This is a genomic window from Spiroplasma endosymbiont of Othius punctulatus, assembly GCF_964019505.1.
GTDB lineage: Bacteria > Bacillota_I > Bacilli_A > Mycoplasmatales > Mycoplasmataceae > TIUS-1.
In genome coordinates this window covers 275310-291086 of record NZ_OZ026449.1, presented here as the reverse complement: position 1 = coordinate 291086, position 15777 = coordinate 275310, and the positions used below count along the sequence as shown (strand labels likewise).

Annotated in this window: 7 protein-coding genes; 1 reads left to right on the top strand and 6 read right to left on the bottom strand. The window is 29.6% G+C overall.

Features of this window, described 5'->3' with window-relative positions:
* Positions 1-4 precede the first annotated feature (4 nt).
* The 6 genes from AACL07_RS01385 to AACL07_RS01360 form a co-directional block, all read right to left on the bottom strand.
* On the bottom strand, positions 5-622 hold the full coding sequence (locus AACL07_RS01385; protein ID WP_338983998.1) for a LemA family protein: 618 nt from the start codon (positions 620-622) through the stop codon (positions 5-7).
* 127 nt (positions 623-749) lie between these two features.
* Complete coding sequence (locus AACL07_RS01380) at positions 750-5105, bottom strand: ABC transporter permease (RefSeq protein WP_338983996.1); 4356 nt, start codon at positions 5103-5105, stop codon at positions 750-752.
* Positions 5106-5151: 46 nt separating this feature from the next.
* The gene (locus AACL07_RS01375) at positions 5152-6843 is read right to left on the bottom strand and encodes a DAK2 domain-containing protein (RefSeq protein ID WP_338983994.1); all 1692 of its coding nucleotides are present in this window, start codon (positions 6841-6843) and stop codon (positions 5152-5154) included.
* 19 nt (positions 6844-6862) lie between these two features.
* Positions 6863-7171: a hypothetical protein gene (locus AACL07_RS01370; RefSeq protein WP_338983993.1), complete on the bottom strand. Its 309-nt coding sequence runs from the start codon at positions 7169-7171 to the stop codon at positions 6863-6865.
* 124 nt (positions 7172-7295) lie between these two features.
* On the bottom strand, positions 7296-12683 hold the full coding sequence (locus tag AACL07_RS01365) for an ABC transporter permease (protein ID WP_338983991.1): 5388 nt from the start codon (positions 12681-12683) through the stop codon (positions 7296-7298).
* A gap of 142 nt (positions 12684-12825) precedes the next feature.
* Positions 12826-15159, bottom strand: a complete 2334-nt coding sequence (locus AACL07_RS01360; RefSeq protein WP_338983989.1) for a hypothetical protein — start codon at positions 15157-15159, stop codon at positions 12826-12828.
* Positions 15160-15252: 93 nt separating this feature from the next.
* On the opposite strand from AACL07_RS01360, the gene AACL07_RS01355 reads away from it, so the two are divergent.
* Complete coding sequence (locus AACL07_RS01355) at positions 15253-15735, top strand: isochorismatase family protein (RefSeq protein ID WP_338983987.1); 483 nt, start codon at positions 15253-15255, stop codon at positions 15733-15735.
* Positions 15736-15777: the final 42 nt, after the last annotated feature.

Below are 15777 nucleotides of genomic sequence, written 5' to 3'. Positions count from 1 at the left end.
TCTACTAAATACCTAAATCAATTTTTACGTCTAGTTTTTGTTGTTCAGTTGCTACAAACAATACTTTTGTTTGTAATCCCATTTTAGCTGCAACAACATTTGTTGGGAATGTAATTATTTGTGAATTATATGTTGTAACATTTGAATTATAAATTCTTCTTGATGCTGCAATATTATCTTCAACATCTTTAATTGAGTTTTGCAATTGTAATATGTTTTCATTTGATTTTAGATCTGGGTAAGCTTCAATAGCTAATCCAACTTTTCTTTCTACTGCTTGCAATTCACTATTGATTTGCGATTTTGCTGTAATATCATTTGATCCGCTTGTAGCTCTTGATCTTAGTTCCGTTACTTTTGTAAGTATGTCAGTTTCAAATTTGATTGATGACTTAACTGTGTCCATTAACTTTGTTAATGTATCAGCTCTTTTAGCCAATTGAACATCAATTCCTGATTCTGATTCATCAACTTTCATCCCCATTCTACGTATCTTATTTTTTCTGCCAATTATCATTACTAATCAGAATATTCCTAAAGTTAATATGATTAATATAAAGTACCCAAACTTTGCACCGCCAGTTGCTCCAACTGGTTGTGGTGTTGTGTATGATTTATCCATGTATTTTATACTCCTATTTATGATTAATATTTTAAATGATTATTTGATAATTAATATAAATAGTAATAAATTATCGTACAAATTTAAGAATAAAAAATGCAGACTTTCGTCTTACATTTTATGTTTTCTAAATTCTTGCTAAAGGTAATTTTTTTAGACGATAAACTCCAAATAATCAACCTATTGCTATAACTGATTCCATTACTGCAAAGATCGCAAATGGTAGTCAGTACATTGTTGGTATAGCTAAGATAATTGCATATTTATTTCAAGCTAAGTCTGCAATAAATATTCATGTGAAATATGATGCAATATACATAACAATAAATGCAGCTACTGAATAAGTTAAGTACTTACCAATAACAATTCAATTAATCTGTAAGTCTTTGTATCCAAATGATCTCATTAATATTATGATACCTTGAGCATCAGAAATAATAATTTTAATTAGTACTGAGAATAAGATTAATAACAACACTAATGAAATAACAATGTTTACAATCATCATATTTGTAATTAACTTAATCATTACTTGTGCACCCGCTTTAATGATTTCATATGAACTTGTAGCATCCATCATTGATGGAACATCTACAAAGAAACTATTCGGTGATATTTTATTTTTTCATTCAGTTGCGTTAATTGATAGATATTTGCTTAAATAATTTGACCCAGCAATCATTGATGTAAATCAAAGTGCTTTATCTTGATTTTCTACAAACGTCATATATGAAAATGAATCTTGAGTGAATGTAAATGATTTTGTAATTTCTGTAAAATCAAATCCGATATCTGAAATTGGCAAGTTAACTTTTTTCTTTTGAGATATAACCTTGTTGAAATAATGGACATCTTTATATGCAAATTCATTTTTCTCTGGGTCAATTGCTTCTTTGTCTACATAAGTGTAATCGGTTGATAGTCCAGTTTGAGCCGTTAAGTATGCATAGTAATCTGCATAAATAGTATGGGTTACAATGTTTGTTGTTTGAATTCCAATAACGTGACCTTTTACTGCTTTTTGATTTTCTTTATTTCCACGTAAGTAAATTTCAATTTCATCGCCTACTCCAATGTTTTTAATTTTTGCAATCGGTTTTGTAATGATCACATTAATTGAACCGTCAGCATTTATTTTAGAAAGACGACTTCAGTTTGCAACTCCTTCAAATTTATATTGACGTCTAATGTCACCATAATCATTATTTGAATCAAATGCCATTAATGTTGAATAGAAGTTATGTCCTTCAATTCTTATCTCATCGTTTTTTACCAAAGTTTCTTTTTTGCTATCAAATACAATTGCGTTATTTGTTATTAAAGGATCTGTGTCTTTATCAGTTAATAATAATGGTTGGATTAATTTTTGTACAAAATTTGAGTTTGTAACCGCAACTTCAATAACATCCATATAACCATGGTCTGTTAAAAATGAAATAATTTCAATTAGTTTTTCTTTTATCTTTTCAACTAATTCTTCGATTTCTTCTTCAACAGTTTTATCAGGTTTTGAACCTCTTAATTGATCGTTGTTTCCGCTTTCCATATATTCAGTCAATTTTTGCCTAACCTCATTTACAGTTTGGAGTTTGGCTAACTCAACATTTTCTGTTAATCCAGAAATCAGCATTCAACTAATTTTAAATATGTCGTTTGCTTGTATTGCTTTCGGTTTTTCAATTTGCGATTTGTCTTTGTGAAGTGTTGAAAAAATTAGTGATTCATAATTCACTTCTGGGTCAAGTCATGCATTTTTAGCTTCCACGAAAAATTCGCTAACCTTTTCTTTACTATATTCTTCAATTGCTTCTTGACTGTTTTCTGGGTCATTGACGAATTCTTCAATATCATTAACCATTTTTTCATAGTATTCTAAAGATTCACTCGTTGGTTTTACAGGAAGCAGTAATGCGCCAAGTGCAAATATTGATGACAACTCCATTCTTGCATCATCAGGTTCTCTTACATCGCTTAAGAACTCAAGTCTTTGTTTGAACATGAGGTCAATAACATTATGTACGTCGAAAACGAAATCATCTAATTCTCTTTGTTCGCTGCTTAATGCTTCTTGTTTTTCAAGATAATGATCAACCGTTTTTCCGTTAAGGTCAATATATTTTCTACCAATAAAACGCTCTTGTTCAACTGATCAATTTCCATCATTATCAATATCTATGTTGTCTCCGTTTATATATGATTCATGATTTGTTTTATCATCCATAAATGAAGTACTTTCATTGAACATATTGTTCATAACTGGAATTGCTTTCATTTCCATAGAAACTAAGAATGTTGCAAAAGAAAATAAAATTATTACTATAGTAAATTTACCTTTTGAAATTGATAAGAATGCAGCTTGCAATTTAAAGGTAAATGCAAATCTTGTATTTCTTCATATTCTAGTTGATAGCTTATGAACAAGAACAAATGGAAATATTAATGGCATCAATGCTCAATATCATCATGGGTGTTTTATATTTACTGGTTTTGAAACCGGTTTCATTAAGTCTAATGGTTTTTCACTTAAAAACTTTAATAGTATTAAAAATATAACACCAGTAAATATGAACGGAATTACAAATAATAAAACGAATAAGAATACTGGATGTGCATAAATTTTATCAATGCTAAATGCCCCTATTCCACCAAATTGTTTTTCAACAGCATTAATTTGTAATGGGAAAGAAAATAAATAACCAGCCACAAGTCCAATAATCATTAATAAAAATACTTTTACAGTTGATGGAATACACAACTCTCAAGTCTTATATCCATTAGATTTAAATACTCCTAATTGTTTACGTGTTCTTGTTAATTCTTCTTTTTGTGAATACAACATAAACACTGACGCCAAGAAGAATAAGATAACACCAATTACAGAATATATAATTGTCATTAAGTTAACCATTGTTATCATTTTCAATTGTGGTGATTCATCTTTTGTAAAAATATTACCCGTATCAATTACAAATATATTTTGTTTACTATTTGATACATCACCTAAAAGATAAGACATAACCACTGATTGATTTGCGCTATCATCAACTTCCAAATAGAATGTTGATTTCATTTCGAGAGGACTTTTATTTGTACCAACAACCGGTTTATTTTCATCTTGGATTACTGCTAGTTCTGTGTACAACTCATTGAATGCATTCTCTCTAATATATAATTCACCAGAAAGTGTTGATTTCGATTCAAACATTGAATAGTTATACGAATCTTTTTTTGTAGTGATTCCATTTAGTTTGTATGCTACTTTATCTGTATTACCAAGTTCAATTTTTACATTCCCCGCAGTAAATTTGTTGTCATATTTTTTTATTGAATTATAAAAAATATCATTCCCAGCAGAATCTAATCCTATCAAATTGTCGCCATCTGTAACTTCGCTATTTTTCTTGTCAAAAACTAAGTTATTGATTTTCTTAGATTCTTTGTCTTTATTGTGAACCTCTGTAAAGTTAACGGGTTGTAATTTGTTTGATCCAATTTTTGCAAGTGTAAACAATGTATTTTCACGATTATATTTAATTGGTAACCCTTGATCAATCAGTTGTTCATATACATTTGTTTGGATCGAAGCTCAAATATCTCTGAACATATATGTACTTTCAGATCCTTTTTTTCTTGTGTTTACATTATAGTAATTTAAAAATTCTGGCTTAAATACATTGCTAATTTTTGCTTCTTTAAATGCAGTATTAAACTCATCTAGTGCTTTGTTTTTATCACTCGATACTCCATTTAGTTCTTTTGTTCAAGTTGAATCAAATAAAAAATTATACCCAACAATATCAGAAATTATATTTATATATACTGACTTGATACCTGCTTCACTATCGTCTAATACATCACCACCAATTGATGTATTGTGACTATAATGTTGATTTGCCATAACAGTATAGTTAAATATTTCTGCTAAGTATTTAGTTTGGTTTAAAAGTTTTTCAGAATTTTCAAGGTTTTCTTGTTCTTTCGGGTTTTCATCTAATACAATTTCAAGTATTTTTAATGTTGCATCATATGCATCTTTAAACCACGGGTTGTATAGAAACTTACCAAAATCAACAACATCACTCTCTTCGCTAATTGATTCAAATCCTATTCACATAGATTCACCACTTGTTGGTTTTAGTTCAATTGAATTTGGGTCCGTTTCAAATGCATCACTATATGTTTTGGCAACTACATTTCCTTTACTAAAGTTAATTGCTATTTTTTCTAAAAATTCAGATGAAAAATCATAAACATCATTTTTTATCATGTTTGATCCAGCGACCTTATTTCCTGTAAGTTGCACAGTGTAATCTCATTGATTTGTTTTTTTGTTTGTTTGATAAGCCATTAATGAGATTTGTAGTGGAGCCGGCAACATTGAAAGAATCACAATTATAAACGTGATTAAAAACAACAAAGTCCCTAGAGTTTCAAGTCAAGAAGTTACGAATAATTTTAGATATGATTTTAGTATTTGGCGCATAGAGATATTTTATATAAAAAAAATGCCTTTGTTGGCATAGTTTTTATTATTCAATTGCAATGAAGAATTTGTAGATTTCTTGTCCACCTTCAATGATTTCATATTCAACATCAAAGTTTTCATCTAAGTATTTTTTCAAGAAGTTGACTTCTTTGAAAGTTGCTTCTGTACCTTGGAATATTGTTATAATTTCTGTTTTTGGAGTTATATATTTATCAAAAACTTTTTTGAAAATTTCTGTTGAGTCTTTTGAAGAAGCAAAGATTTTTTCATTAACTAGAGCTAATAAGTTACCTGATTTAATATTTACACCATTCAACTTAACATCGCGAGATGCTGTAGAAATTGAAACTGACACTAAGTCTTTTAATGCTTTATTAATACTTGTTGAGTTCTTTTTAAAGTTCTCTTCTTTATCTAAGTTTAAGTACGCAACCATACCAGCCACAACTGATTTAGTTGGGATAACGTGAACTTTTGATTTTTTCTCAAATGATTTTGCTTGGTTAGCAGCCATTAATATATTACTGTCGTTTGGTAAGATGTAAACTTCTTTAGCATCAACTTCGGCAATAGCTTTAATGAAGTGTTTTGTTGATGGGTTCATTTTTGATCCACCGTTAATAACATAATCAACTTGTAACTCTTCTTTAAAGTAATCAAGAATATTTTTTGAAGGAACAACAGAAATAACTGCTGTATTTTTTAATAATCTTCTTGGTTTTTCAACTTCAGAATCAATGATTGTCATTGTCTTACCGTCTCCAGAACCTTTTTTAATTGATGGGTTTCCACCTTTAACATGCTTATCAGATTGAAGTGTCATGTTTTCAACTTTAATCTTTTCAAATTCACCGTATTTTTGTAATGTTTCTAATATGATTCCTGGTTTCAACGCATGTGTGTGTGTTTTTAAAATGTTTCCATCAGCTACAACAACAATTGATGAGTTTCCAAATGATTCAAAAGTAGATCTAATTTCTTTTACATTAATTGTTGAGATGTAATCTTGAGAAAGAAGAACAACAGCTTCTGTACAGTAACCAAACTCTTCATCTTCAAGATCCATTTCGACGTTTCCACCTTCGTTATCTTCAAGTTTTTTTGATCTAGCTAATATTTTTTTTGTTCTTAAGAATTTTTCCATTCCTTCGAAGAATTTAACAAGTCCAAATCCACCTGAGTCAACTACTCCAACTTTTTTAAGAACTGGTAGTAATTCTGGAGTGTTTTCTAAAGATTTGTTTGAGGCCACAATAATTGCTTCTCATAATTTTTTTTCTGTAATTGTTGGGTTAGCTGCAAAAGTTTCAGTAATTGATTCTGATGTTTCTCTAATAACAGTTAAGATAGTACCTTCTACGGGTTTCATAACTGCGTCATACGCAGCTATTTTTGATTGTTCGAATGCTTTTACTCAAATTTCTGCTGTTGCTTCTGTTTGACCTGAAAGCCCATTAGAAAAACCTTTAATAATTTGTGAAAAGATAACTCCTGAGTTTCCACGTGCTGACATGATTAGTCCACGTGAGAACTTAGCCATTAAGTCTCCAATGTTTTCAAATGATCCATTTTCTAGATCAGCGAATCCATTTGTACATGTAAGGTTCATATTTGTTCCAGTATCTCCATCTGGAATTGGAAATACGTTTAGTTTATCAATTTTAGGGTAATGGTTGTAAATGTTATTTACTCCACTTTCTAACATATCTTTTAGTGTTTTTGTTGCTTGTGACATTGTGTATTATATTTCCTTTTTATTTCTTCTTCTTTGCTTTAACTTCGTCAACAAAAACGTTAACTGAAAAACTCTTTTTAAAATCAACTAATTTGTCAATCTTAGGTTTAACTCTATCAATAACTTCTTGTGAAACAGCTATGATATTTAATCCTTTAATTAATGATAAGTGAATGTTTATTTCTGGTTCATCATCTTCAATATCTATAACATGAATTGGTTCTTCATCTTTTGATGATTCAACTGACGGGTGTGTTAGTTGCAATACACCAGGTATTGTCAAAAGTTCTGAAGTAATTATTTTATTTATTTCTTTAATTAATTCCATAGGGTCTCCTTTAAATTTAAATAGTCTTATATATATTATATAATTTTCATTTAAAAATCAATACCAGTATATTTTGGGAATTTGGGTTTAAAAAAAGACTTTATAAAAGTCTTTTTTTAACTAATTAAGATAATGTTGTCAGCCTTATTTTGAATGCTCTATTTAGTGAAATTAAGCAAGCTAATAAAGATATTAAAATTACCCCTAATATAATAATAACTGGTACATATCATGCAAAAATGAATGGTATGTAAATACCTAATGATTTTAGTGATTCAAATAATATCGACGTTATTAGAACACTGATTCCAAATCCGAGACCAATAAATATTCAGTTGGAAATAGTAGATATAGATAAAACACTAAATAATATCGATCATTTTGTGTATCCAATTGCACGCATTGTTACAATGAATCTATTATATTTTGAAACAAATATATCTGCCATAATTGCTATAACCAATACTGTTATTATAATAATTCCAGTAATCAAGAATAACGACACAACTAATATTGTTTCTGCTAAAGTTATTATCAACCCAAGCATAGAATCAACAAAGTCGATTTTGCTATATGTAATAGAAAGATTATCAGTAAACGCTGTATTACTTTTTTGCTCCATGTGAGACATGAATATACCTGGAGTATTTTTTTGAACACCACTAAATCCAGACGTTACTCCGTATGCCTCATCAAAAGTTGAATACTTTGTTGTAAAGTCTAAGTTTTGTACCACTTGTTCAAGCGGGTTGCCATAACTAGTAAGTTGATCTTTCATATAAAAGTTTTTTTCATTTATATTTGTATTGTTACCGTCCTTATCAAGTCCGTTCATTTTATTTAAAATCTCTCTTGGCCCTAATGTTTCAAATACTGGCAACACTGTTCCAGTACTTGAACTCTTTATCTCTCTTAACTTATTACCATGAAAATTATAATTAACTGGTATATATTTTGCTGTGCTTCTATTTGTCAATAAGTTTACGATATCTTGATCAGCAATTATAATATCAGTATTGTACGTATTGATCGTTCCTTCGTTTACCAATTTAACTTCATTTAAGAAACTAGGAAGTTTTGTATCTTGTGAAACAATTATTGGTGCTCCAGATGTATCAATCTTTTCCGCTGCTCAACCAAAGTTTCTACCAAGTTGGTCTAATGACCCTGGAAATGTCGCTCCTGTTTCAGGGTTTATCGATGCTCTACTTGAGTACAATAAATTGAATGGTGAGATCCATATTCATTCATCATCTTTTGACCCTTCATACATTCATGCATCTTTTGCTATTTTTGGAACATTGTTAGAGTTTATTTTTCCACCTCATTTTATTCCGTTTTGTTTTCAACTATCTGCATAATTTGAATCATTTATATCCATAAGAGCATCTGTTCTTGCTGATGTACCGGTTAATAATTCAATTTCACGCCCATCTAATTTAGACTTTGGTATAAACAGTTTCATGTTAAATGAATTGTATTGAGGTCGTAATTCAAATCTTAAATTTTCTTCATTAAACCCACCATCAAAGTATGAATCAATGAATCAACTTGAAGATTCAGATATTTTATTTTGTTTAATATCAAATTGTAAGTTATGCGTGAACTTTGATGGACTGATATCGTTCGCTGGTAAGTATTCGTTTGTTTTCCATTTTTGATTTTTTATATCATCAATTGGTGTTCCGATATTTACTGCATCTCTATTATCATAGACTCATGCATTGTTTGGAATCACTTCCCCATCTTCAGAAAATAACTTTAATTGCTTAGAGTTTAGAGAATCTAACTTTGGGTTTGATTTTTTAAAATTAAATACTTCATTTGTTTTTAAGTTTGTTATTACTGGTATGTTTAACGTACGTGTAGACCCATCGTATATTAAAGTGCCATTGTATGTAATATTTTTGTCTTGGTTTGCAAGAGGATTATCGAACAAATTGTTCAGCTCTTTGTATGTATTGTAATTATTTACAAACACTCTGTCTTGATTTTTTATATCATCAAGTACATATGCATTTTGATTTGATTTTAATCCAGTAATTGATATTTTTTTATCATTAACCAAACCACTCGCATTGGTACTTAACGTTTCTTTTGTTGGAGTATAATTTTCTGTATTTACACCAATTGTAAATTGACTCAATCTATTTGGTGATCTTTTTAGAAATTGCATCCCTGTATTTGGTAAGAATGTCATTGCTAAAAATAGTAATTTTTCTTTTCAACCATTAGCGGCCTCCACTTCTTCTGGCGGACCTTCAGGAAATACATTTTCGTTTTTAATCAATAGGTTAAGTAACTCAGGGATCACTGTGTTAAATAGTGCTGAATTATCTTTTACTTGTTGCGCTTTTGCTTTGAACTCAGTTGTGGCAGATTCACCAGAATATGGTTTACCATTTACTGGGTTATTATCAGCGGCTCAGAAGAAATTAGAGAATCTCTCAAATGTTCCTGGTGAAAATGATGAACCATTTATGTTCATTATTTTCCCAAACACTGGATAAATCATATTTAAAATGAACTCCTCAGAACTTTTATTTGATGTGTTTTGAGATCTTAACATATATTCTTCTTGTCAAGAAAGGTCACCCTTTCTTCCATGTACTGCATTATTATCTAAAACAATATTTGGAAATAGTGACGCGTCTCAATTTAAGTCATTAAACATTTGTACATCATCAAATAGTAAATCGGCAGTTCCCTCTTCTGATAGTTCTTCATCAAATTTATATTTTGATTCTGAGTATTCTATTCCCTTAGTTGCAGTTAATGAAGGTTTAGACGTAGGAAGTGAAGAGATTGGTGTCGAAATGTCATATATGTTTTTATAATTCATATACTTTGTTGCATCACCAACATAAACGCTTAACACTGATGGTGTAAGTGCAGAAACTGAAATAACAATAATAGCTATAAATGTAGAAAATGTAATAACAGCAATTTGTTTTCAACCTCTACCAGATATCTTCAATGCAAACCTGTATTTGAATGGAATTTTATCAAATGATTTAAATTTAAAGTTAACGATAGACTTGGAACTTGAAGATGATTCCTTATTTATTATTTCAAGTGCGCTTTTTCTTGTAAGTAAAACAGTTATTACATATGAAAATAATACAGATCCAACTAGGAATACAAGTCAAACAATTGCTAACACTTTTCAATTAAACACAAATTCATACAGAGTTGATGAAAAGTAATTTGAAAATATTTTTGAAATCACTTCTTGGAATAGTCCTGCTCCAACTCAAGCTAATGGTACAACCAGTAATCCAATAATCAATGAATAACCAAGGTACGATACACCAATTTTTTTGCTATTTATACCCATTGCTTTTAAATAACCAATTTGGTTTGAGTTTGAATCTACGACTTTCTTAATTGTGAACAACAATGTAATAAATGCCATGACAATAATTATAATTGAAGATATTAAACTGAATATTGTTACGATAAACAAAATTTTTGGTTGAAGCTCTCAGTTTAAATTAAAAGTAGTTGATTCAAATTTTTTAATTCCATTAAATAAACCTGAATTTTCATCTTTGTTTGCAAACATTGTATTTAGCTTTTTTTTGTTATTAAGCAATTGTCTATCAAATTGTTCAATTTTATTTTCAGTTATTTCAGGTGAATTTCCTTTTTCCACATCAGACATAAACATTAATGTTGATGCTAAAAAGTCTTTGTCGTTACCAGCTGAAATTATATTCCTTACAACCATTTTTGGAGCGTACACAATTACTGTGTTTTTTACATCTGATATTGGAATTTCAGGATCACCCAACGGATAGTATGTTAATGCGTCAGAACCAAAACCAGAAATAACGAAGTTAGTATTTCCAATTTTTAATTTACTTCCAATACTATAATTATTAATTAGTGCAAACTGTTGAGATATAACAATTTCATTAGAACTATTAGCATCAACACCTGCAAGTATTTTGTAGTTAAATTCATTCTTGTCATCATGGACAACAAATCTAAAGTTTAACTTCTGTACTTGATCATAATAAAACATTTCCTCACGGACTATTAAATCTAATTCCGCTACACTTGCAGACATTTCATGATGCATCATATCCATTGAGTATATTGATTTATTTAAATAATCCCTATCAACATAGTTACTTTTTTTACCACCAAATTCCGATACATACTGTTGACCTTTATTTAATTTTTCAAATGGCATAATTCTATTTTTTGAGCTCAAAATATCAAATTCATTATCTTTAAAATAAACGTTAACTGGGTTTGCAACACCTCTTAATCCATCTGGGTTTGTTATGTCTTCGCTTTTTGCATCTGAATCAAATGTTACAAATTTATCACCTTGAGTAATGTTATTAATACTTTCCTGTACAGGATAAACTCTTTTGTCTTCTTGTGAAAGGATATAATTATTATTTTCAATACGTTCCCCAACATTAGATGGTTTTAATTTCGAACCAAAAATATAGTTAAAAGTTAACTCTTTGTTGTATTCAAGAGCATCACCCAAATTACCAATTTCTACCAGACCAGAAATGTCATATCAATTTAACTTAAGTAATTGTTTTTCTTCAGCAACTCTATTAAATTCATTGAAAAATTCAACAAACTTTTGTCTTGCTTCGTCGTCATCATTAGGAAATTGAGTTGGATCTTTTCAAAATTTTAATTTTTCAATTTCAGGATCATTAAAAACAATATTTTGTGATGTTATGTGAAATGTTGAAATTTCTTGTAACAAGAAATAAGGTATTGTTTCAAGCGCATTGAAAATGTATGTTTCTACATTGGTTAGGTTTAATTTTGTCAATCAAGGAGTAACCTGATTATTTCCAATGTTACCTAGTTCCTCACCAACTAGATCATTTGGTCTTCTAAAATCAACTCCAAGTTCCAAATTTTCTTTTGATCAGTACTTGTAAAATAATGAATCATAATTTTCAAAGCTATTATCTTGAGATATTAATTCCATTTCATCATACAATGATTGAGCCAATAATATAGTTGTTCTCAATACAAAATTGGGAACGGAGAATTTAGACTCTCTACCTGCTTGTTTAGATACTTTGAGAACATTATCTAATGTGCTATTGAATTGAAAATCAAGTGCATTACCGAAAAAGTAATCTTCTCCAGTGTGTCTATTTAAATTATACTTCGCAAGTTGTCTTCAAGTTCATGAATCATCTGTGGCTCCATTTCATATGTCACCAAACTTTTGTTTAACACTTCCGTCTTTTTCAAAAAAGGCAGATGTGACAAAGTTGTTTTCACCCAATGGGTTGCTCTCATTGTCTCCAAGCAACTCAGAGTGGTTATTCAAAACAATGTTGAATGACTCTAAAATTGGCTTATTATTTTGACCAACAATATAGTTGTTTCTTTCTGGTAAAAAATCAAGAATTGATATAAATGTCTTGTTATTGTCTACTAAGTTTGATTCATCAGTTTTTCTAATATACGAATAGTCAAACTTTTCAAAGCTACCAACCACTTCATCATAAGCGCGGTTCATTCTGCTAGTTAAAGCATTAGTTGTTACAAAATAAAATGTAGATAAAAATGACAGTAAAATCAAAATGAAAAATTGAATTTTATATTTTAAAATTCCTTTAAATCCTTGCTTGAATAGCAGTCAATTTTGTCTCATGTTTTATTTATCCTATTTTTCTAAAGTTAATTATTTTGTATTCAACTTCCTCAAAAGAACTATTTCTTTTTGGAAGAACAAGCTCAACTTCATATTTTGTATGTGTATTATCGCTTTGATTGCGATATGTAATTTGATATGTAATTTCAGAATCTAATCTAGAGTCAATAAAGTTATTGTACGATATGATATCTTGACTAAAATTTGATGGATCTAAATAGTCCTTATATTTATTTCCATCTGTCGAGCTCGGTATTGCTTCCGATAAAAGTCCAAGTAATTTTTTAATTGTTGACATCAAAGTTGTAATTGTGTCTCCACTATCTCCGTCCCACATTTTTGAAATTGAGCCCAATAATCCGCCATCTATAAATGACGAACCATCGTTTGTAATTCCTAACATTTTAAATGCAAACTCTCTTGCTGTCATTGAATCTTCTTCGGGGTTTGTTATATGTGTAGCTCTTACACCTCTATAACCCGAAGCAATCATCCTAGCACCAATAATTAAGTCTGTTGGATTATCACCAACACCGAATGCGCCAACTGGTTGTTTAATACCAAGGGCATCCCTGAACTCATACTCACTTACTGTATTTTTTGTTATGACTAATTCAATTGCAGATTGCAATTTGAATGCTAAATCTGGTGCGCCACCTAGAACGGAAAATAACCTCGATAATATCTCTCCAACTTTTACAAAATTGAACAATTCAATATTCATTAAATCTGAAATATTATCAATCCCTGACTTGTTACCTGTTACTAAATTTATAATTTGGCCAAGTAAGTTACCGTGTATTAATTGAGTAATTGGATTATCTAAAATTCCAATTTCACCAACCTTCGCAAAGATTTCCAATACTGGGTCAATATATTCACCAAGTCCATTTTCATTTAAGATTGAAACAATTCAACCCGGGTTTAGTGAGAAGTCTGTAAAGAATTTCCCAATATTGTTATTAGCTAGTGCCGAAGATATTAAATTACTCAGAGAATATGAAACTGACCCATCTAAAGTCACAAGTGGTATTTCTAATGACTTGAAAACTTTTTGTGCTATTGAATCTAAAAGTAAATTAAGTATCGGAACAAACAAACCTTGTTCATTTGCAAATTTATTATTGAATTTACCTCACTGACCTGAAGCTTGTACACCCGGAGGCAGGATCATCAATGAAAGATTCATCTTTTCTATATAAGTGTTCTCCACGTCCAACTTATCCAAATTAGTGTCATTATCAACTTGGAATAATATCTTTAAAATTCTTGAGACATCATATGAATTCTTATCATTTTCGTTATTATTGAAAATTTCAATAAATATACTCAAGGTGGAACTTATTCCCAAACTCAATTTGTTAGTATCCACAAATTTAGAATTTACTTCATTAAATACTTCCATGTTTGTTTGCGTTATTGAGAATAAGTGATTGTCATCCACTACATCTTCAATATCAAGCACGTACTTGTCAAATGATTGAATTGTTCAACCAATCCCATAAATCATTTGAATAATATATTTTATAGAACCATTGTTGAAAGAAAACTTTGCATCAATAATTTTTGAAAATACACTTGTTGCATATTTTTTGAAATTTGCATAAGCCGCTGGTTTAGGTGGGAAACCACCACCCTTATTTCATTTCATTAATTCCTCAAGTGATTGTTCTTTTGGGTTACCACCCATTAAAGAATCTAACAAGAATACAAAATTAATTTGTGTATATAGCTTTAATTCACTAAAAGTAATTTCTTTATTTTGCAAATCATCAATCAGAGTTCTAACTGGGTTATACTTTGTTACAGCAGATAACACATTATTTAATTGTTCTAACGTTCCTTGTGTATTTGCAGTAATTTCAATAAATTCTAGTGCGTTTTGAATTAACCTTGGTGAAAATCCTTCACCAATGATTCCATAGACAGTATCAAATACCCCACTAATAAATTTGATTGTATCCCCTAATGATTTTTCACTTTTTTCACCAACATAGTTCTCATCCGTGTTTTGGTCAAAATTAATTTTTGAAAACTCATCCAGGTGGTTTTGGTCAAAAAACATATTCAATTGTTTTTTGACAGATATTGTATCGTTGTTATTACTCTCAACACTACTAATTTTCATTGAGTTCATTGCTGTTTCAACATCTTCTCTATAAAAATTATTTAAATTAGCCAGTATCGCTGGTTTAAAAAAATGAGAAGTTGACTTAACAACTTCGTTTATTTTATTTTTAACACTTACTTCAACTGTATCGATATAATTACAACTAACTACAGTTGCGGCTGACGAAGCTGTTAAAACTATTGCAGTTAGAGATAATAATAATTTTTTCATAATATTGATTATTAACAAAAAAAAAAAAAAATCAACCGTTTCCCACATATATAAAAAATACATTAATATATACATATATTAGAGAGGTTATATATGTCTAAATGCTTAATTGTTGTAGATTATCAATACGATTTTGCACACCCCCGCGGTGCGCTTTATGTAAAGGATGGCGAAACTATTAGAGAAGGAATTATTAGTAAAATAAAAGAATACAAAGCCAACAATGACTTTGTAGTATTCAGTGGTGACTTCCACCCAGAAAAACACATTTCATTTAAATTTTGACCAGCACATTGCGTTCAAGATACACAAGGTGTCAAATTTATGGTTGATGAAAAGTTTGCAGATTTAATAATTAAAAAAGGAACTAAAGTAGATTACGATAGTTATTCTGCTTTCTATATCGGTAACAAAGTAGATTCGGGTTTAGATCAATGATTAAAGACTAACCAAGTAACAGAAATAGAAGTTTGTGGTTTAGCACTTGACGTTTGTGTCGGAGCCACTTATGTTGATTGTGTTAATTTCGGATACAAATCAACAATATTAAATGAACTAAGTAAATCAATAATGTAATTTATTTTTTTGTGCATTTTATAAATAAATAATGTATTATTA